This window comes from Pseudomonas sp. MWU15-20650 (assembly GCF_023242475.1).
In the GTDB taxonomy this organism is placed as follows: Bacteria; Pseudomonadota; Gammaproteobacteria; order Pseudomonadales; family Pseudomonadaceae; genus Aquipseudomonas.
Genome location: NZ_JALJFG010000009.1, coordinates 1 through 20,094 on the forward strand (window position 1 = coordinate 1; position 20,094 = coordinate 20,094).

At 61.9% G+C, this 20,094-nt stretch carries 16 protein-coding genes and 1 pseudogene; 4 read left to right on the forward strand and 13 right to left on the reverse strand.

What is annotated here, in order from left to right; translation table 11 throughout:
- Positions 1 to 67 precede the first annotated feature (67 nt).
- Genes M5B43_RS10165 through M5B43_RS10175 form a run of 3 tightly spaced genes read left to right on the forward strand, consistent with a single transcriptional unit; the run spans position 68 to position 2,972 of the window.
- Positions 68 to 832 carry an IclR family transcriptional regulator gene (locus M5B43_RS10165; protein WP_248749974.1) on the forward strand — a complete coding sequence of 255 codons (765 nt, stop codon included), beginning with the start codon at positions 68 to 70 and terminating at the stop codon, positions 830 to 832.
- Positions 833 to 841: 9 nt separating this feature from the next.
- Complete coding sequence (locus M5B43_RS10170) at positions 842 to 2,050, forward strand: amino acid deaminase (RefSeq protein WP_248749975.1); 1,209 nt, start codon at positions 842 to 844, stop codon at positions 2,048 to 2,050.
- Between the two features lie 10 nt (positions 2,051 to 2,060).
- The gene (locus tag M5B43_RS10175; protein WP_248749976.1) at positions 2,061 to 2,972 is read left to right on the forward strand and encodes a sugar kinase; all 912 of its coding nucleotides are present in this window, start codon (positions 2,061 to 2,063) and stop codon (positions 2,970 to 2,972) included.
- A 179-nt stretch (positions 2,973 to 3,151) separates the two neighbouring features.
- Here the strand turns inward: M5B43_RS10175 and M5B43_RS10180 are convergent, their stop codons facing one another.
- From M5B43_RS10180 to M5B43_RS10235, 12 genes and pseudogenes are all read right to left on the reverse strand, one after another.
- Complete coding sequence (locus M5B43_RS10180) at positions 3,152 to 3,427, reverse strand: peptidylprolyl isomerase (RefSeq protein WP_003174397.1); 276 nt, start codon at positions 3,425 to 3,427, stop codon at positions 3,152 to 3,154.
- Positions 3,428 to 3,470: 43 nt separating this feature from the next.
- On the reverse strand, positions 3,471 to 6,008 hold the full coding sequence (locus M5B43_RS10185; protein WP_248749977.1) for a PAS domain-containing protein: 2,538 nt from the start codon (positions 6,006 to 6,008) through the stop codon (positions 3,471 to 3,473).
- A gap of 144 nt (positions 6,009 to 6,152) precedes the next feature.
- The gene (locus tag M5B43_RS10190) at positions 6,153 to 8,105 is read right to left on the reverse strand and encodes an acetoacetate--CoA ligase (protein ID WP_248749978.1); all 1,953 of its coding nucleotides are present in this window, start codon (positions 8,103 to 8,105) and stop codon (positions 6,153 to 6,155) included.
- Between the two features lie 58 nt (positions 8,106 to 8,163).
- Positions 8,164 to 8,937 carry a 3-hydroxybutyrate dehydrogenase gene (hbdH, locus tag M5B43_RS10195; RefSeq protein ID WP_248749979.1) on the reverse strand — a complete coding sequence of 258 codons (774 nt, stop codon included), beginning with the start codon at positions 8,935 to 8,937 and terminating at the stop codon, positions 8,164 to 8,166.
- 7 nt (positions 8,938 to 8,944) lie between these two features.
- The gene (locus M5B43_RS10200) at positions 8,945 to 10,336 is read right to left on the reverse strand and encodes a GntP family permease (protein WP_248749980.1); all 1,392 of its coding nucleotides are present in this window, start codon (positions 10,334 to 10,336) and stop codon (positions 8,945 to 8,947) included.
- Positions 10,337 to 10,704: 368 nt separating this feature from the next.
- Positions 10,705 to 12,096 (reverse strand): sigma 54-interacting transcriptional regulator, encoded by a 1,392-nt coding sequence (locus M5B43_RS10205; RefSeq protein WP_248749981.1) that lies wholly within the window; start codon positions 12,094 to 12,096, stop codon positions 10,705 to 10,707.
- 12 nt (positions 12,097 to 12,108) lie between these two features.
- On the reverse strand, positions 12,109 to 13,680 hold the full coding sequence (locus M5B43_RS10210; RefSeq protein ID WP_248749982.1) for an ABC transporter ATP-binding protein: 1,572 nt from the start codon (positions 13,678 to 13,680) through the stop codon (positions 12,109 to 12,111).
- A 10-nt stretch (positions 13,681 to 13,690) separates the two neighbouring features.
- Positions 13,691 to 14,713 (reverse strand): ABC transporter permease, encoded by a 1,023-nt coding sequence (locus M5B43_RS10215; RefSeq protein WP_248749983.1) that lies wholly within the window; start codon positions 14,711 to 14,713, stop codon positions 13,691 to 13,693.
- Positions 14,713 to 15,771 carry a microcin C ABC transporter permease YejB gene (locus M5B43_RS10220; protein ID WP_248749984.1) on the reverse strand — a complete coding sequence of 353 codons (1,059 nt, stop codon included), beginning with the start codon at positions 15,769 to 15,771 and terminating at the stop codon, positions 14,713 to 14,715. The genes M5B43_RS10215 and M5B43_RS10220 overlap by 1 nt, the downstream gene beginning before the upstream one ends.
- A complete protein-coding gene (locus M5B43_RS10225; RefSeq protein ID WP_248749985.1) occupies positions 15,771 to 17,630 on the reverse strand; it encodes an extracellular solute-binding protein in 1,860 nt (619 codons plus the stop codon). The genes M5B43_RS10220 and M5B43_RS10225 overlap by 1 nt, the downstream gene beginning before the upstream one ends.
- A gap of 130 nt (positions 17,631 to 17,760) precedes the next feature.
- Positions 17,761 to 18,042 (reverse strand): peptidylprolyl isomerase, encoded by a 282-nt coding sequence (locus M5B43_RS10230; RefSeq protein WP_248749986.1) that lies wholly within the window; start codon positions 18,040 to 18,042, stop codon positions 17,761 to 17,763.
- A 131-nt stretch (positions 18,043 to 18,173) separates the two neighbouring features.
- Positions 18,174 to 18,260: pseudogene (locus M5B43_RS10235) on the reverse strand (DUF1543 domain-containing protein); the annotation flags it as partial.
- 133 nt (positions 18,261 to 18,393) lie between these two features.
- Between M5B43_RS10235 and M5B43_RS10240 the strand changes: the two are divergent.
- On the forward strand, positions 18,394 to 19,215 hold the full coding sequence (locus M5B43_RS10240; protein ID WP_248749987.1) for an aldo/keto reductase: 822 nt from the start codon (positions 18,394 to 18,396) through the stop codon (positions 19,213 to 19,215).
- 53 nt (positions 19,216 to 19,268) lie between these two features.
- On the opposite strand, the gene M5B43_RS10245 is transcribed toward M5B43_RS10240, so the two are convergent.
- Positions 19,269 to 19,784: an Hcp family type VI secretion system effector gene (locus M5B43_RS10245; protein ID WP_248749988.1), complete on the reverse strand. Its 516-nt coding sequence runs from the start codon at positions 19,782 to 19,784 to the stop codon at positions 19,269 to 19,271.
- Between the last annotated feature and the right edge of the window lie 310 nt (positions 19,785 to 20,094).

Genomic DNA, 20,094 nt, shown 5'->3' on the forward strand with positions numbered 1-20,094 from the left:
GGGGCTTGCCCCCTCCCACAGGGGAATTGTGTCGTGCCCAACCACTTCGACCGGACCGAATATTGCCATGACCGAAGACACCATCAAACGCCGCGCCAAGGGCCTGGATCGGGCGTTCGATATCCTCGATTTTCTCAAGGAAGTCGGCCAGCCCCTGCGTCCGAATGATATTGCCAGTGGCATCGGTAGCCCCAAGTCCACCGTCTACGAGCTGGTCGCCTCGCTGTTGGAGCGACGCATCCTGGAAACCGTGGGCAAGGACGGTCACGTCTACCTCGGCCGGCAGCTGTATTTTCTTGGCCAGGCGCACCTGCGTCATTTCGACCTGACCCGCGAGGCCGACCACGCTTTGCAGGAAATCGTCAGCCAAACCCACGAAACCGCGCAGATGTGCCTGCTCAACGGGCGCAAATACACGGTGGCGCTGATGCGCGAGGGTGAGCGGCATTTTCGCATCTCTTCGGATATCGGCGAAAACGCACCCATTCCGTGGACAGCCTCCGGGCGCTTGTTGCTGGGGCACTTGAGCGACCAGCAAATCATCGATCTGATCGACGCCGACGACTTTATCCTGCCGGATGGCCAGCGCCTGGCGCTGGAAACCTTCCTGGCGCAAATCCGTCAGGCCACCCTCGATGGGTTCTTTTCCTTCGATAGCGTGGCCGACACGTTCACCCATTGCTTTGCCGCCCCGGTTCGGGACGCGCAGGGCATCAGCATTGCGACCCTGTGCATTGTCGCCCCTCGGGCGGATGCGCTGAAAAACTACAACGACTACCGCCGGGTCTTGATCGAAAGCGCCAATAACCTGGCCCGGCGCATCAACGAATAGGAGTTTTCCATGTCTGCCTTCAATGCCGTTGCAAAGGGCGCCGCCGCCGTCGGTGCCCACCTGGTTCGTGACGTCAGCCTGCCTGCGCTGGTGCTGCACCGCGATGCCCTGGAACACAACATTCGCTGGATGCAGGCATTTGTCAGCAACAGCGGCGCGCAACTTGCGCCCCATGGCAAGACCAGCATGATGCCGGCGCTGTTTCAGCGCCAGATAGCTGCCGGCGCCTGGGGGATTACCCTGGCCAACGCGGTCCAGACTCGCGCGGCCTATGCCGGCGGTGTACGCCGCGTGTTGATGGCCAACCAACTGGTGGGCGCGCCGAACATGGCGTTGATCGCCGACTTGCTGGCCGATGCTGATTTCGACTTTCACTGCATGGTCGACAACCCGGACAACGTCGCCGACCTGGGCCGGTTCTTCGCCGCCCGTGGCCTGCGCCTGAACGTGATGATCGAGTACGGCGTGGTCGGTGGCCGTTGCGGTTGCCGCAGCGAGCAGCAAGTGCGCGAACTGGCCGAGGCGATCAAGGCCCAACCGGCCCTGGCCCTCACCGGTATTGAAGGTTACGAAGGCGTGATCCACGGTGAGCATGCCATCAGCGGCATTCGCGCGTTCGCGACCAGCCTGGTGCGCTTGGCGGTGGATCTGCAAAACAATGGTGCTTTCGACCTGCCCAAGCCGATTGTCACCGCCTCGGGTTCGGCGTGGTACGACCTGATCGCCGAATCGTTTGAAGAACAGAACGCCGCCGGCCGTTTCCTCAGTGTCTTGCGTCCCGGCAGCTACGTGGCCCACGACCATGGCATCTACAAAGAAGCGCAATGCTGTGTGCTCGACCGACGCAGCGATCTCCACGAGGGCTTGCGCCCGGCGCTGGAGGTGTGGGCCCATGTGCAATCGCTGCCGGAGCCGGGGTTTGCGGTGATCGCCCTGGGCAAGCGTGATGTGGCCTACGACGCCGGCCTGCCGGTGCCGCTCAAGCGCTACAAGGCGGGAATTGTGCCGGCGCAAGGTGATGACGTGAGCGCCTGCCTCGTCACCGCCGTGATGGATCAGCACGCGTTCATGACCGTGGCGCCCGGCGTTGACCTGCGCGTGGGCGATATCATTTCGTTTGGCACTTCGCACCCTTGCCTGACCTTCGACAAGTGGCAGGTGGGATGCCTGGTGGATGAGCAGTTGCAGGTGATCGAGTCCCTGGAAACCCGTTTCTGAGTGTGAACCCATGACCATCGCTTCTCCCCGCATCGCCCTGATCGGCGAATGCATGATTGAACTGCAACAGCGTGCCGACGGCAGCCTGCAACAGAGCTTCGGCGGCGATACCTTGAACGCGGCGGTGTACCTGCGCCGCGAGTTGGGCGAGGTCGGTACCGTCGACTATGTGACGGCGTTGGGCGATGACAGCTTCAGCGACGCCATGTGCCGGCAATGGCAAGAAGAGGGGCTGGGGCTGGGCAGGGTCCAGCGCCTGCCCGGGCGCTTGCCGGGTTTGTACTGCATCCAGACCGATGCCAACGGTGAACGCAAATTCCTCTACTGGCGCAATGAAGCGGCGGTGCGTGAGTGCTTCACTACGCCTGCCGCCGAGCCGATTCTGGCGGCCTTGCCGGGCTATGACGTGGTGTATTTGAGCGGTATCACCCTGGCGGTGCTCGGTGAGGTTGGGCGTGAGCGCTTGCTCCAGGCCCTGACCGAAACCCGCCGTCGCGGCGGCAAAGTCGTGTTTGACAACAACTATCGACCGCGACTCTGGGCCGATGTCGAAGCGGCTCGTGAGGCTTATCGCCGGGTGTTGGTGCAAGTGGATATCGCCTTGCTCACCGAGGATGACGAGCGTGCCTTGTTTGGCTATGAAGACAGCGAACAGGTGTTTGCGGCGTATCCAACGATCGCAGAAGTGGTGCTCAAGCGTGGGGCGGATGCGTGTCTGCTTCGCTGCGCGGGTGAGCGCTTTGCGGTGCCGGCGTTGAAGGTGGAAACGGTGGTGGATACGACAGCAGCGGGGGATTCGTTCAGTGCGGCGTATTTGGCCGGGCGCCTCAAAGGCGGGTCTCCAGAAGAGGCGGCTTTGGCGGGGCATCGGCTGGCGAGTCGGGTCATCCAGGTTCCTGGTGCACTGATTCCCCGAGTTTAAGTCCAACTGTCGTCGCGAGCTGGCGAGCCCCAATGCCAGTCAGTTAAGAAGGAGAAAGGCTAAAAAGTAACCGGTGGCGAGGGAGCTTGCTCCCGTTGGGCCGCGAAGCGGCCCCGCTCTTTGTTTACAAAGAATGGGACTGCTGCGCAGCCCAACGCGGGGTGTCTGCTACACACCGCTCAATCGCGGTAGAACACCTGCACCAGGTGATACCCGAACTTGCTCTTGATCGGCCCGTGAACCACCTTCACCGGCTTCTTGAAGATCACCGCGTCAATCGCGCCGACCATCTGCCCGGGGCGTACTTCACCCAGGTCGCCGCCGCGCTTGCCGGACGGGCAGGTGGAGTACTTCTTGGCCAGCACATCGAACGCTTCGCCCTTGGCAATGCGCTGCTTGAGCTGTTCGGCTTCTTCGCTGGTTTTCACCAGAATGTGACGGGCTTGGGCTTTCATAACGTTCTACCAGGTGTGCGACGGCGCGCGATTATGCCTGAACTCATTCGGCCACGCTGATCATGCTGCGGATTTTAGTCGCCAGCAGGTCAATGGAAAACGGCTTGGCCACCATGTCCATGCCGTGTTCCAGGAAACCTTGGCGCTCGGCGGCTTTTTCGGCGTAACCGGTCATGAACAACACGCGCAGGCCGGGGCGGTGCTGACGGGCGATTTCCGCCAGTTGCCGACCGTTCATCCCCGGCAGGCCGACGTCGGTGACGAGCAGGTCCACGCGTAAATCCGACTCCAGCAACGGCAGCGCCGCGCGCGCATCCGCCGCCTGGTGGGCGGTGTAGCCCAGTTCGTCGAGCACATTGACCACCAGCATGCGCACCGCCGGGTCGTCCTCGACCACCACCACGGCTTCACCGGCCCGGGCCACCGGTGCTTCGCCGAGGCTGGCGGGCAGGTTGCTTTCCAGGGCGGTGCCGTGCAAGCGCGGCAGGTACAGACGCACGCACGTGCCCTGGCCCGGCTCGCTCTGGATGGTCACATGGCCACCGGACTGCTGGGCAAAGCCGTAGATCATCGACAGCCCCAGGCCGGTGCCTTGGCCGATGGGCTTGGTGGTAAAGAAAGGGTCAAAGGCCTTGGCGAGGATTTTCGGCGTCATCCCGCTGCCGTTGTCGCACACGCCGAGCATCACGTAGTCGCCGGCCTTGACCGGTTCCAGGGTGGTGATGTCGGTGCCATCGAGGTAGCTGTTGGCGGTTTCGATCAGCAGTTCGCCACCATCGGGCATGGCATCGCGGGCATTGATCACCAGGTTGAGCAGGGCGTTTTCCAGTTGGCTGGCATCGGTGTTCACTGGCCAGATGTCCTTGCCCAATTGCACCTTGAGCACGATGTGTGCGCCCTTGGTGCGTTGGAAGAGGTCTTCCAGGGACGCCACGAGTTGGTTGGGGTCGGTCGGGCGCCGGTCCAGCGACTGGCGCCGTGAAAAAGCCAGCAACCGGTGGGTGAGGGCGGCGGCGCGGTGGGCGGAGGACACGGCGGCGTCGGCAAAACGGCCGATATCATCGCTGCGTCCGTCGGCGATGTAGCGTTGCATCAGGTCCAGGCTGCCGATGATGCCGGTGAGCATATTGTTGAAGTCATGGGCGATACCGCCAGTGAGCTGGCCTACCGCTTCCATTTTTTGCGCGTGGCGCAGCGCGTCTTCGGCGCGCTCGCGTTCGAACATCTCGTTTTGCAGGCGCTGGTTGGCCTCGGCCAGCGCCTGGGTACGCTGGGCCACGCGCTCTTCGAGGTTCTCGTTGAGGTGGCGCAGGGCTTCTTCGGTGAGCTTGCGCTCGGTTTCATCGATCACAAAGATGTAGAAGCCATTGACCGAACCGTCACTGCCGAAGCGCGGCAGGTACTTCATCAGCGCATAGCGCGGCCGCCCATCGTGATGGGGCGTGACGGCCATGAAGCTGCAGGCCTTGCCGTTGAGCGCGGCGGCGATCTTGTCCTCGCGCCCGGCATACAGCTCGTCGCCGATCACTTCGCGGATGGTCTTGCCGTACAACTCCTGGGGTGTCTTGCCGTACCAGTCGAGGTAGGCGCTGTTGTTCAAGCGAAAGCGCTCTTCGTGGTCGACATAACCGATCAGCACCGGCATGGCGTTGATGATCAGTTGCAGCTCGGTCTGGCTTTGGCGCAGGGCTTGTTCGGTGTGTTTGCGTTCGGTGAGGTCCAGCGCGGCGCCGAGGAAGCGTGCGGGCCGGCCTTGAGCGTCCTTGTAGCAACGGCCGCGGGCGAACACCCAGCGCACCTGGCCGTCGGCTTGCAGCAGGCGGTATTCCTCGGCGTATTCGGTGCCGAAGGTGATGCAGTGCTTGATGCTGCGCGCCACCATGCCGCGGTCTTCGGGGTGCACGCCATGCAGGTAATCGCTGATGGGCAGCAGGCCGGCGTCATTGGGGTCAACGCCATGCAGATAGGCGAAGTGCGCGTCGGCGATAAAGCGGTCTTCACCGATATCCCAGTCCCAGGTGCCCACCGCATCGGTAGCGGCCAGGGCCAGTTGCAGGCGTTGCTCGGTATTGTGCTGGGCCTTGAGGCTGTCTTCGGAGCGTTGCTGCAGTTCCAGGGCTTTGCTGCGACGTTCATTGGTTTCGATGGCGGTCACCAGGATACCGGCCACCGCGTTGCTTTCATCACGAACCGGGCTGTAGGTCAGGTCGAGCCAGATTTCGGTGTCGCGGCCCTGGCGTTGCAGCACAAAACGCTGCTCGCTGAAGGTGCGCACCTGGCCACCCAGGACGGCTTCGTAGATCGGTGCGGTGAAGCTTTCCAGTTCCGGCCACGTGTGGTGTGCCGGCTGGCCGAGGGCACCCGGGTGTTTGTTGCCCGCCAGCCGAGCGAAGGCATCGTTGTAGAGTTGCGTCAGTTGGTGGCCCCACAACAGGAGCATGGGCATGGGTGAATGCATCACGATATCGACTGCAGTGCGCAGGCTTTGCGGCCAGTCATTGGCCTCACCGAGAGGGCTTTGTGCCCAGTCCACCCGCGCAATCCATGCAGCGGCTTCGCTACCGGTGGATGTTCCATTCATGAAAAAACCCTGAGCATGACGCTTTGAAAAATGACAACGCCCATTATCCGGCGGGACATGGACGGGTGGCTACCCCTCGAAAAATAGCATGCATCGAGGGTTTTTCTTCAAAACGCCGTGCGAGAGCTGAAACCTTTCATCTTTTTACGCCAGTTCGGGTCGGGCGCGAAATTGCTCGAGCGCCTCCGGGTTGGCCAGTGCATCGGTGTTTTTCACCGGTTCACCATGCACCACATTACGGACCGCCAATTCGACGATCTTGCCGCTGATGGTGCGGGGAATATCGGTGACAGCGAGGATCTTCGCCGGTACGTGACGCGGCGTGGTATTGGCACGGATGACCTGGCGAATCTGTTGCTGCAGTGCCTCATCCAGCTCGATGCCTTCACTGAGGCGCACGAACAGCACCACGCGCACATCGTCCTGCCAGCGTTGGCCGATGGCGAGGCTCTCCACGACCTGCGGGAGCTTTTCCACCTGGCGGTAAATCTCGGCGGTGCCGATTCGCACGCCGCCGGGGTTGAGGACGGCGTCGGAGCGGCCATGAATCAACAGGCTGCCGTTGGGGCGTTGTTCGGCGTAGTCGCCCTGAGCCCACACGCCGGGGAACTGGCTGAAATAGGAGGCGCGCAACGTCTGCTGCTGCGGGTCGTTCCACAGCCCAATGGGCATGGCCGGAAAATGGCGGGTACAGACCAACTCGCCTTTTTCCCCGATCAGCGCCCGGCCCTGGTCGTCCCACACCTCGATGGCCATTGCCAGGCTTTTGCACTGCATTTCGCCGCGACGCACCGGCAGCACCGGGTTGCCGATCACGAAGCACGAGACGATATCGGTGCCGCCGGACATTGACGACAGGCACAGCTGCGCCTTGATCTCGCGGTACACGTAGTCGTAGCTCTGGGGCGACAGCGGCGAGCCGGTAGAAATCAGCCCCTTGAGGCTGCCCAGGTCGTGGCTCAGGCGCGGTTGCAGCCCGGCCTTTTCCAGGGTGGCGAGAAACTTGGGGCTGGTGCCGAACACGCTGATCTTTTCTGCATCGATCAGGTCGATCAGGCGCTCCGGGCCCGGATGAAACGGCGAGCCGTCATACAGCACCGCCGTGGCGCCAATCGCCAGCACCGACACCAGCCAGTTCCACATCATCCAGCCGCACGTGGTGTAGTAGAACAGGCAATCCTCACGGCACAGGTCGGCATGCAGGCCGTGTTCCTTGAGGTGGGTGAGCAACACGCCGCCGGTGCCGTGGATGATGCATTTGGGTACCCCGGTGGTGCCGCTGGAATAGAGGATATACAGCGGATGATCGAACGGCACGGCGACGAAGTCCGGCTCGCCACCGGGCTGGTAGAAGTCCTCCCAGAGCGCCACATTGGCTTGGGTGCGGTAATCCTCGGGCCGCGCCTGGGGCCGCGCATAAGGCACGATGATCAGTTGCGTGAGGGACGGCAGGCGTCCGAGGATTTCATTGAGCTTGACGCTCTGGTCGATGGTTTTACCGGCGTAGCGGTAACCGGCGCAGGTGATCAGGACCTTGGGCTCGATCTGGCCGAAACGGTCGATGACACCTTGGGTGCCGAAGTCCGGCGAGGAGCAGGACCAGATCGCGCCGAGGCTGGTGGTGGCGAGCATGCCCACCAGGGTTTGCCAGGTGTTGGGCATGCAGGCCGCGACGCGGTCGCCCTGGGTGACACCGGCGGCCCGCAGGCTACGCTGCAAGCCTGCAACGTGGCGTGCCAGTTCGGCGTAGCTCAGTTGTTCGCGCTGGCCGTCTTCGCTGATCGCGACCACGGCCGGGTGATCGTCGCGGCGCCGCAGCAAGTGTTCGGCAAAGTTCAGGGTCGCACCGGGGAACCATTGGGCGCTGGGCATTTCGCGGCCTTCGACCAGCGTCGCGGAGGGCGGGCTGCGAAACTGCACGTCGAAGAAGGCGACGATCGCCTCCCAGAAGTCCGGACGCTGGTCGATGCTCCATTGGTGCAGGGCAGGGTAGTCGCTGAGTTGCACGCCGTGGCGATCATTGATAAAGCGCCGGAACTGGTCCATCCGCGTGTTGCGAATGCGTTCAGGGGAGGGTTGCCAGAGGATCTCGGACATCAGCGAAGTCTCTTGTTCTTGTAAAAATCTACCCAACAATCGCGTTTCTGTGTCTGGCCTATTGGGCCAGCCAGCCACCGTCGATATTCCACGCCGCGCCACGCACCTGGCTGCCGGCCTCGCTGCATAAAAACAACACCAGCTCACCCAGTTGCGGCGGCGTCACGAACTCCAGCGACGGCTGCTTCTCTGCCAGTAAATCATGTTGTGCCTGTTGCGGGTCGACGCCTTTGGCCGCGCGATCATCAATCTGCTTCTGCACCAGCGGCGTCAGCACCCAGCCTGGGCAAATGGCGTTGCAGGTCACGTTGCCGGTGGCGGTCTCCAGCCCCACCACCTTGGTCAAGCCGATCACCCCATGCTTGGCGGCCACGTACGCGGCCTTGCCCACGGAGCCGACCAACCCATGCACCGAGGCGATATTGACGATACGCCCCCAACCCTTGGCCTTCATTCCCGGCAAGCTCAAGCGCGTGCTGTGGAACACCGAGGACAGGTTGATCGCAATGATCGAGTCCCAGCGCTCCACCGGGAAGTCTTCCACTGCCGCCACGTGCTGGATGCCGGCGTTATTGACCAGAATGTCCACGCCGCCAAATTCACGTTCGGCATAGGCGATCATGTCGGCGATCTGGGCCGGGTCGCTGACGTCCGCCGGGTGATGGCCGACCTTGCCGCCAAACGCCTGCACCTGGGCGATCACCGCGCTGGCGTCGCCGAAGCCATTGAGGATCAAGTTGGCGCCGGCCTTGGCCAGGCTCAGGGCGATGCCCAAACCGATGCCGCTGGTCGAGCCGGTGACCAGGGCGGTCTTGCCATTCAAAGTCGTCATGAAAACCTCACACAATGCCGGTGGCGTAGAAAGTACCGATCACCACGAACACCGCAAGGGTCTTGATGATCGTGATACCGAAAATGTCCTTGTAGGCTTCGCGGTGGGTCAGCCCGGTGACCGCCAACAGCGTGATGACGGCGCCGTTGTGGGGCAGGGTGTCCATGCCACCGCTGGCCATGGCCGCGACCCGATGCAGCACTTCCAGGGGAATATTGGCCGCATGGGCCGCCGAAATAAAGCTCTCGGACATCGCCGCCAGGGCGATGCTCATGCCGCCGGACGCGGAACCGGTGATACCGGCGAGCAGCGTCACGGTGATCGCTTCGTTGACCAGCGGGTTGGGGATGCCCTTGAGCCAGTCCGCCAGCACCAGGAAGCCTGGCAACGAAGCGATGACCGCACCAAAGCCATATTCCGAGGCGGTGTTCATCGCGGCCAGCAGCGCGCCGCTGACGGCACTTTTACTGCCGTCGGCGAGCTTGCTGCGAATCGCCGACCAGCCAAACACCAGCACCATGACGATGCCGACCAGCAACGCCGCCTGCACGGCCCAGATCGCGGTGAGCTTGGCGATCTCGGTGGTGACCGGCGCGCTCATGCCCGGCAGGCTGAGGCTGTGGGTCTTGCCGTACCACTGCGGGATCCAGTGGGTGAACAACAGGTTCATCACCCCCACCAGAATCAGCGGCGACAGGGCGATCCAAGGGTTCGGCAAGCTCAGGTTGTCGGCCGTTTCCGGCTCGTTGCGCAGCTCGGTGCCATAGCCTTCACCCGCGCGCTGGGCCTTGTTGCGCTGGCGTGCCAGGTAGAGCATGCCGGTGCAGAATACGAAGACCGTACCGATCAGCCCCAGCCACGGCGCCGCCCAGGCCGTGGTGTTGAAGAACGTGCTGGGAATGATGTTCTGGATCTGCGGCGTGCCGGGCAGGGCGTCCATGGTGAACGAGAACGCGCCGAGGGCGATGGTCGCCGGGATCAGGCGCTTGGGGATATCGCTCTGGCGGAACATCTCCGCCGCGAACGGGTACACCGCAAACACCACCACGAACAGCGACACACCGCCGTAGGTGAGCAAGGCGCACACCAGCACGATCACCAGCATCGCCTGGCGCGTGCCGAGCAAACGGATCGCGGCGGCGACGATGGCGCGTGAGAAACCCGACAGCTCGATTAACTTGCCGAACACCGCACCGAGCAGGAACACCGGGAAATACAGTTTGATAAAGCCGACCATTTTCTCCATGAACACCCCGGTAAACGCTGGGGCCACGGCAGAAGGGTCGGTGAGCAGGACGGCGCCGAGGGCGGCGATGGGAGCAAACAGGATAACGCTGTAGCCACGGTAGGCTGCCAGCATCAGCAGCGCCAAGGCTGCCAGGGCAATGATCACACTCATGGTGTGTCTCCATCGGATTGTTATTTTTGTGGGGTGAAGCGCTGGGTAAGGCTATAGCGAGATGTGTGCCATGTTTTCAACCTATTGAAAAGTAATGATATTTTTGAATTTATGCGCGGGGCTTGAGGGTTTTGTCTCTGTTCGGAGACATGCAAGGATCAAATGTGGGAAGGGGCTTGCCCTAATGCCTGTCAGTTAAGCGCTAGAACGAGCCACAGGTTCAGCGCTGTCCCCCCGAGTTGTGTAGATACCTATGCCCCGATAGCCGTGTGTCAGGTTGAACATCTGTAGCTGATCCACCGCAATCGGGGGCAAGCCCCCTCCCACAGGGGTGTCTTGTTAATGAGAAAGTGGTCTCCTTTTTGAGACTAGGCGATTCCCAGGGCCACCATCTTCTTGTACAACGTCGAGCGTCCAAGCCCCAACCGCTTGGCGGCTTGTACCACATTGCCGGCACACGCCTGCAACGCGGCATCGATCACTTGCCGATCAAACCGCTCCCGCGCCGCCGCGAACGTTTCACCCTCGACTGCCGCCACGGTGCCTTGTTGTACCGGGAGGAAGGTGCCAATCGCCGCACGGATCTCGGCGGCATTCAACACCAGGTCATCACTCAACAGGGCTGCACGTTCCAGCACATTGCGCAGTTCACGAATATTCCCCGGCCAGGCATGCTGGGCCAACAGCGCCAGGGCCTCACGGTCCAGTTCATGCTGGCTGCGCAGCTCTTCGAGGATCGCTTCGCTCAACGCCGGGATATCTTCCAGGCGCTCACGCAACGGCGGTACCTGGATTGGCAGCACGTTCAGGCGGTAATACAGGTCTGCGCGAAATTCGCCGCGCTTGATCGCCGCTTCCAGGTCCATGGACGTGGCGGCGATCACGCGCACATCACTGTGGCGCATCTCGTTGGAACCCACCGGTTCGAACTCTTTCTCCTGCAACACCCGCAGCAGTTTGCTTTGCAGGGGCAGCGGCATGTCGCCGATTTCATCCAGGAACAGCGTGCCGCCCTGGGCGATCTGGAATTTGCCCGGGCGGCCCTTGCGGTCGGCGCCGGTAAATGCACCCGGCGCGGTACCGAAGAACTCGGCTTCGAGCAGGTCATGGGGAATGGCCGCGCTGTTGATGCTGACAAAGGCTTTGTGGGCCCTGGGCGAGGCGCCGTGGATGGCCTGGGCGAGCAGCTCCTTGCCGGTGCCGGTTTCCCCGAGCAGCAACACCGGCGACTCGGCACTCGCGCTGCGCCGCGCACGCCGCTTGACTTCGAGGCTGGCGGCGCTGGTGCCGATAAAGTGGGCGAAGTTGTATTTGCTTTGCCGTGAACGCAACAGCGAGCGCGTGGAGGCCAGTTCCTGTTGCAGGCTCAGGTAGCGTTCGATCAGCGGTGACAGGTTACGCAGCTCATCGAACAGGGCAAACCCGATCGCGCCGATGACCATGCCGGCATCGTCGTGGATCGGCAGGCGCATGACCACCAGCGGGCCTTTGGGTGTGTCCTGGATATCCAGCAAAATCGGTTGGTCGTTACGCACGACCTGGCGCAACAGGCTGTTGGAAATCACCTGCTCGCACGCTTGGCCGATGGCCTCATCGGCGCGCTTGAGGCCAAAGCGCTTGGCGTAGCGCTCGTTCATCCACACGATATTGGCGTCGCGATCAACAATCACCGTGCCTTCGCTGGACTGCTCGATGATCTCGAACAGCGACTGGATGGCCAGGCCGCGAACCTGTTGGTAATCCTTGAGACTGGTACTCATGGAAACAAAATCCTACAAGGGGATGTGCGCTGCAGCCAGCAGTTCTTGGGTGTACGGGTGTTGGGGCGATTCGAACACATCATGGCTGGCACCACGCTCCACCACCTTGCCGTCCTTGACCACGATCATGTCATGGGCCATGGCGCGGACCACCGCCAGGTCGTGGCTGATAAACAGGTAGGTCAGGCCATACTTTTCCTGCAGCTCGCGCAGCAGCGCCACCACTTGCTTTTGCACCGTGCGGTCGAGTGCCGAGGTGGGTTCGTCGAGCAGCATCAGCGCCGGCTTGAGCACCAAGGCCCGGGCGATGGCGATGCGTTGGCGCTGGCCACCGGAAAACTCGTGGGGGTAGCGGTGGCGGCTCTCGGGGTCGAGCCCCACGTCTTTGAGTACCTGGATCACTTGCGCATCACGCTTGGCGAGGCTGCAAGGCGCATGGACTTCCAGGCCCTCGCTGATGATCTGCTGCACCGACATGCGCGGGCTGAGGCTGCCATAGGGGTCCTGGAACACCACCTGCATCTGCTTGCGCCACGGGCGCATCTGCTGCGCGTTCAACGGGTCGAGGGCTTCACCCTGGAAGCGGATGCTGCCGGTGGAATCGAGCAAACGCAGGATCGCCTGGCCCAGCGTGGACTTGCCCGAGCCGGACTCGCCGACAATACCCAGGGTCTTGCCGCGTTGCACACTGAGGCTGATGTCATCCACCGCGCGCAGGTAAGTCTTGCGCCGGAACAGGCCGCCGCCGAGGGGGAACTGCACGCTCAGGTTGTCGACCTGCAGCACCGTTTCGCGCTCATCGCTGCACAGCGCATCGCCGGCGGGTTCGGCATCCAGCAGCAGGCGGCTGTAAGGGTGCTGGGGCGCGTTGAACAGCGCCTGGCATTCGGCTTGCTCGACGATCTCCCCGGCGCGCATCACGCACACCCGTTGGGCAATGCTGCGCACCAGGTTCAGGTCATGACTGATCAGCAGCAGCGACATGCCCAAGCGCTGTTGCAAGGACTTGAGCAGCAGCAGGATCTTGCGCTGCACCGTCACGTCCAGCGCGGTGGTGGGTTCGTCGGCAATCAGCAGTTCCGGTTCGCAGGCCAGGGCCATGGCAATCATCACCCGCTGGCGTTGGCCGCCAGACAATTGATGGGGGTAAGCCTTGAGCCGTTCCTGGGGTTTCTGGATGCCCACCAGTTCCAGCAGTTCAAGGATGCGCGCCTGTGCCGCCTTACCGCCCAGGCCCTTGTGCAGCAGCAGGGTTTCGCCGATCTGCTTTTCGATGCTGTGCAGCGGGTTGAGGGACGTCATCGGCTCCTGGAAGATCATGGCGATGCGGTTGCCGCGCAGTTTTTGCAAGGTGGCGGGCGAAGCGCCGATCAGCGCCTGGCCGCGATAGGTCACGGACCCCGTGGTGTGAGTGCCGGCTTGCGGCAGCAATTGCAGGATTGAATGGGCCGTCACCGACTTGCCCGAGCCGGACTCGCCCACCAACGCCAGGCACTCGCCGGGGCGTACGTCCAGGCTCAAGTGGCGGACCACGGTCTGGCCGTTGAAGGCGACGCTGAGGTCGCGGATTTCGATCAGGTTCATACGCAGTCACTCATGAACGTGGGTCGAAGGCATCACGTAATGCCTCGCCGATAAAGACCAGCAGCGACAGGATCAACGCCAGGCTGAAGAACGCCGTCAGACCCAGCCATGGTGCCTGCAGGTTCTGCTTGCCCTGGGCGATCAGCTCGCCCAGTGACGCGCTGCCTGCAGGCATGCCGAAGCCGAGAAAATCCAGGGCGCTCAACGTGGAGATCGCGCCGGTCAGGATGAACGGCAAATAGCTCAGGGTGGCAGTCATGGCGTTGGGCAGGATATGCCGGCGAATGATCTTGCCGTCACCCAAGCCCAATGCACGCGCCGCCTTCACGTATTCCAGGTTGCGCCCGCGCAGGAACTCGGCGCGCACCACGTCCACCAGGGCCAGCCAGGAAAACAGCGCCATGATCCCCAGCAACCACCAGAAATTCGGCTCGACAAACCCCGACAGGATAATCAACAAGTACAGCACCGGCAGGCCGGACCACACTTCCAGCACGCGTTGGCCGAACAAGTCCACCCAGCCGCCGTAGTAACCCTGCAAGGCCCCTGCGGCAATGCCGATGGTGGCGCTGATTGCGGTCAGCGCCAGCGCAAACAGGATCGACACCCGCGCGCCGAAGATCACCCGCGCCAGCACATCGCGGGACTGGTCGTCGGTGCCCAGCCAGTTCACTGCCGAGGGCGGGCTGGGGGCAGGGCGGGTCAGTTCGTAGTTGGGCGTGTCGTCGCTGAAAGGGATGGGCGGGAACAGCATCCAGCCGCCCTCCTGCTTGATCAACTTTTGCACGTAGTCACTGCGGTAGTCCGCCTGGAAGGGCAGTTGCCCGCCGAACTGCTGCTCGGTGTAGCGCTTGAACACCGGGAAATACAGCTCGTTCTTGAAACTGAGCACCAGCGGTTTGTCATTGGCGATCAGCTCGCCGCCCAAGGTCAGGATAAACAGGCCGATAAACAACCACAGCGACCACCAGCCGCGACGGTTCTGCTTGAAACGTTCGAAACGCCGACGCGCCACGGGAGACAAATCGAGCATCAGGCGTTCCTCGCGGCGAAGTCGATACGCGGGTCTACCAGGGTGTAGCAGAGGTCGCCGATGAGTTTTATCAAGAGGCCGAACAGGGTGAAGATAAACAGTGAGCCGAACACTACCGGGTAGTCACGGGAGACGGCCGCTTCATAGCTCATGCGGCCCAGGCCATCGAGGGAGAAGATCACTTCGATCAGTAACGAGCCGGCAAAGAACACGCTGATGAACGCCTGGGGAATCCCTGAGATTACCAGCAGCATCGCGTTGCGGAACACATGGCCGTAGAGCACCCGCCGTTCGCTCAAGCCCTTGGCCCGGGCAGTGACCACGTATTGCCGGGTGATTTCGTTGAGGAACGAGTTTTTCGTGAGGATCGTCAAGGTGGCGAACCCGCCGATCACCAGGGCCGAAACCGGCAGCACCAGGTGCCAGAAGTAATCGGCGATCTTGCCCACGGTGCTCAGTTCTTCGAAGTTCTCCGAGACCAGCCCGCGTACCGGGAACCAGTTCAGCGAAGTGCCGCCGGCGAAGACCACAATCAAAAACATCGCAAACAGGAACGCCGGCATCGCGTAACCGATCACGATGGCCGTGCTGCTCCACACATCAAAGCTGCTGCCGTGGCGTACCGCCTTGCGGATCCCCAGGGGAATCGACACCAGGTAGGTAATCAACGTAGCCCACAGGCCGAGGGAAATGGTGACCGGCATCTTTTCCAGGATCAGCTCGGTCACCGTCGCGCCGCGAAAGAAGCTGTTGCCGAAGTCCAACTGGGCGTAGTTCTTGAGCATCAGCCACAGGCGTTCCGGCGCAGGTTTGTCGAAGCCGTATTGTTTTTCGATGTCCTTGATCAGTTTCGGGTCAAGGCCACGGCTGGCCCGAGAGCCACTGATACCATCGCCGCCCGAGCCACCGATGCCACCGCCGCCAATGCCTTGCAGGTGGGCGATGGCTTGTTCCACCGGCCCGCCGGGCGCGGCCTGCACGATCACGAAGTTCACCAACAGGATGATCACCAGCGTCGGGATGATCAGCAGCAGGCGCCGTACGATATAGGCAAACATCAACGGGCTCCTGCGCGTTTTTTCAGTTCGACTTGCATTTGCTCGTTAGTCAGCGGCGTGGGGCTGACTTCCCACCAGGTTTCGAGGGCTTCGTCATTCTTCGCCTCGATGGCCGGGCGGCCGAAGCGGTTCCACCAAGCGGCGGAAGTGCCCGGTGGGTAGTAGTTGGGAATCCACAGATAGTTCCATTGCAGCACGCGGTCCAGGGCGTGGGCGTAGGTGAGCATCTGCGCCTGGCTGTCGGCCTTGACCAGGCCCTTGATCAGGCTGTCGACGGCCGGGTCCTGGAGCACGATGTAATTATTGGCGCCTGGGTCAAAGGCGGCGGCTGAACCGAAGTAGTTGTACAGCTCCATCCCCGGTGACGGGGTGACCGGGAAACCGGTGACGATCATGTCGTAGTCGCGCGCCATCACGCGGTTCACGTATTGCGAGGAATCGATACGGCGGATGTTCAAGGTGATGCCGATCTGCGCCAGGTTACGCTTGTACGGCAGCAACAGGCGCTCCACGCCGTTCTGGGCGTTGAGGAAGGTGAACGTCAGTGGCTCGCCCTGGGCGTTGACCAGCTTGTCGCCCTGGGGTGTCCAGCCGGCTTGCTCCAACAAGGCCAGGGCTTGCAACTGCTTGTCGCGGATCATGCCGCTGCCATCCGTGACGGGGGCCTTGAACACCTGGGTAAAGACTTCATCGGGAACCTGCCCGCGCAAGGGTTCAAGAATCTTCAGTTCATCCTGGGTCGGCAACTGGCTGGCGGCCAGCGGGCTATTGGAGAAATAGCTCTGCTGGCGGATGTACAGGTTGTGCATCATCTGCCGGTTGGCCCATTCGAAATCCCACAGCATGGCCAGGGCCTGGCGCACGCGGCGGTCCTTGAACATCGGCTTTTGCACATTGAACACGTAGCCCTGGGCCGGTTGCGGCATCTCCTTGGCCAAGTGGGCGCGTTGCAAGCGGCCATCGTCCAGGGCGGGGCCGTTGTAGCCGATGGAATAACCGGTGGCAGAGAACTCGCGGTTGAAGTCGTAGGCGCCGCCGCGCAGTACCTGGCGTGCCACTTCGGTGTCGCCGAAGTACTCCAGGCTCAGGTGGTTGAAGTTGTACAGGCCACGGCTGACCGGCAAGTCCTTGCCCCACCAGTCGGGGTCGCGGGTGAAGGTGATGGTGTTGCCGGAGTCGACCTTGCTGATTGTGTACGGGCCGCTGCCCAGCGGGGCTTCGTAGCCGCCGCCGTTGGCGAAGTCGCGGGTTTTCCACCAGTGTTCGGGGAAGACCGGCAAGGTGGCGATATCCAGCGCCAGGGTGCGGTTTTCATTGCTGGAAAAGTCAAACCGGACCTGGCGCTCGCCTTCGACTTCGACGTGTTTGACGTCGGCGAACAGGGTACGAAAGCGCAGGCTGCCTTGGGTCATCAGCAAATCGAAGCTGTAGCGCACGTCCTCGGCGGTAATAGGCTTGCCGTCGGCAAAACGTGCCTTGGGGTTGAGGTAGAAGCGCAACGACAGACCGTCATCGGCGCGCTCCATCTTTTCAGCCACCAAGCCGTAGACCGTGTAGGGCTCATCCAGGGAGCGCTGGGCCAGGGGGGCATACAGCCAGCCGTCGACCTGGGAAACGCCGATGCCTTTGTCGATATAGGGCAGCACATGGTCAAAGCGCCCGATTTCGATCGCCGAGCGGCGCAGGCTGCCACCCTTGGGTGCGTTCGGGTTGGCATAGTCGAAATGGCTGAAACCGGCGGGGTACTTGGCCGGTTCGCCGTATACGGTGAGGTAGGTTTGCGGGGCCGCGATCACAGCGGTGCTGGCCAGCAGCAGAGCCAGGGTGGAACTGAGCAGAGATGAAAAAGCCAATCGCATTGTCAGCCTTGAACGCCAGGTGAAGAAGATTAAGGATTTGTACGCTAACGGCCTGAGCATCGCCAGTCATCACATGCACAACGGCCCACCAAAAGGCGGGCCGTTGTTTGTAGCATCAGCGCAGAGAGGATCAGTCCTGGCGGCTGGTCACTTCCAGCAGGTGATAACCGAATTGGGTTTTCACTGGGCCTTGCACGGTGTTGACCGGGGCGCTGAACACGACCGAGTCGAATTCCTTGACCATCTGGCCTGGGCCGAACGAACCCAGGTTGCCGCCGTCACGGCTGGATGGGCAACTGGAGTTGGCTTTGGCGATCGCTGCGAAATCGGCGCCGCCTTCGATTTGAGCCTTGAGTTCGTTGCACTGGGCTTCGGTGGCAACCAGGATGTGACGGGCGGTGGCTTTGGCCATGGGAAAAACTCCTAAAGTAAAAACGGTGAGCGTACCGGATTCAGGCGGTTATTTCCTGGCAAAGTTCCCATGGCGGCTCAAGAGCGGGCCATGGCGCCGCTGCGGGTCAGCCATTCGATAAACAACGCGAACAGGTCGATAGGCAAACAGTCGTCGATATCCAGCACGCCGTCGGTATGGGGTTGGGCCCCGTGGCGCAGTATGTGCTGCTTGCTTTTGCCCCCGAGCATGACGACAAACAGCATTGCAGTGGTTTCCTGGCGACTGGCGAAAGGGCAACCCTACTGCGATTGAACCCTTTTGTCCGGTCAATGCTCCATTCTTAACGTGCAAACTTATCTGGAGGTCTTCATGCGTACTATCGATCTGGCCGGTGTTCCCGTCCCTGTCATTGGCCAGGGGACCTGGCGCATGGGCGAAGACCCGAGCCAGCGCCGCGCCGAAGTCGCCGCGTTGCAACTGGGGATCGACGAGGGCCTGACCCTGATCGATACCGCCGAAATGTACGGCGAAGGCGGTGCCGAAGAAGTGGTCGGCGAGGCGATTCGCGGCAAGCGCGAGCAGGTGTTCCTGGTCAGTAAGATTTACCCCCATCATGCCAGCCAAAAGGGCGTTCCTCGCGCGTGTGACGCCAGCCTTCAGCGCCTGGGTACGGACTATATTGATCTGTACTTGCTGCACTGGCGCGGCCAGTACCCGCTTGAAGAGACCGTCGAAGCCTTCGAGCGTTTGCGCGAGGCGGGGAAAATCGGGCGCTGGGGCGTTTCCAATTTTGATGTGGCCGACCTTCAAGAACTCGCCTCACCGGCGTGTGCGACCAACCAGGTGCTCTACAACATCGAAGAACGCGGTATCGAGTTCGACTTGCTGCCATGGTGGCAACAGCACCATTTGCCGTTGATGGCGTATTGTCCGATCGCCCAAGGGGGAGAGCTGCTGTCGAGCCCGACGCTCAAGCAGATCGCCCGTCGCCACGACGTGACACCCGCCCAGGTGTCGCTCGCCTGGGTACTGCGCCAGGACGGTGTGATCGCCATCCCCAAGGCGGTTACGCCCGAACATGTGCGGCTCAATGCCCGTGCGGCAAAGCTGGTGCTGGATGAGCACGACCTGGAAGCAATCGATCGTGTGTTCGGCGCCCCCAAGCGCAAGCACCCGCTGGCAATGGTGTAATCGACCCGCAGGAACGGCGCCTTGCGTGGCCGCCGCTCCTGCATCAGCCGAGGTTAGCCGGCCACCGGGCTACGCCAGTCGTCCGAGCCCGAAGTGCCGGCGACTTCGTGGGTCCAGACAATCTTGCGGTAAGTGAAATACACATCCTCCAAATGGGTGAAATGGGCGTTATCCGGGTCCTGGCAGTTGGGCATCCGCGACTGGATGTCCACGATCGTCGCGCCCTCCAACTCTGTGGTGAAGTAGTGCTCCTGGGTCCCGGCCGCAGAGGTGCGCAGCCATTCCAGTCGGCATGACACTTCTTCACCCGTCGTCAGTGCGCTGAACAGCAGGGGGGAGGACTTATCGAACACCTTGCTGATCATCAGCGGCTTATGCACCCGTTGGCCGGTCGGCTGGCCCGACTGTGGGTCGCGGGGGATGATCACCTGATGGGCAAACGCCTGCACCAGTATCTGGTCCTCATGACCTTCCTGATAAATGTTGCCTACCGAGTCCTGAGTAAATGTGCCTGCCGTGATCAAACCTTGTTTGACACCGGTGATGGAGAGGTACGCGGGTGTTGGCATGACGGGTTTCCTTGCCTGATTGAGTAGGTATGCCGAACGACGAGGTGGCCGAACGGGCAAATGCCTATAACAAGAAGCGTGCCTGAAAGTAGGAGGTTCAATGAAATAAGGGGGAATAAGGTTCGGTCGAGTGGGCGTGGCTAACTTGTCGTGGTGTTTTAGGGTTTTGGGGAGTTGATAGTTGCATATGTGTGCGCACTTAGTTGCTCAGGGTGTTTGGGTGGGCGATATAGGGGGTGCGGATAGAGGGGCTTTGTTGTGTTGTAAAAAAAACTGCGCAAATAGCTGCGCAGGCGTTGATTCTAGAGCG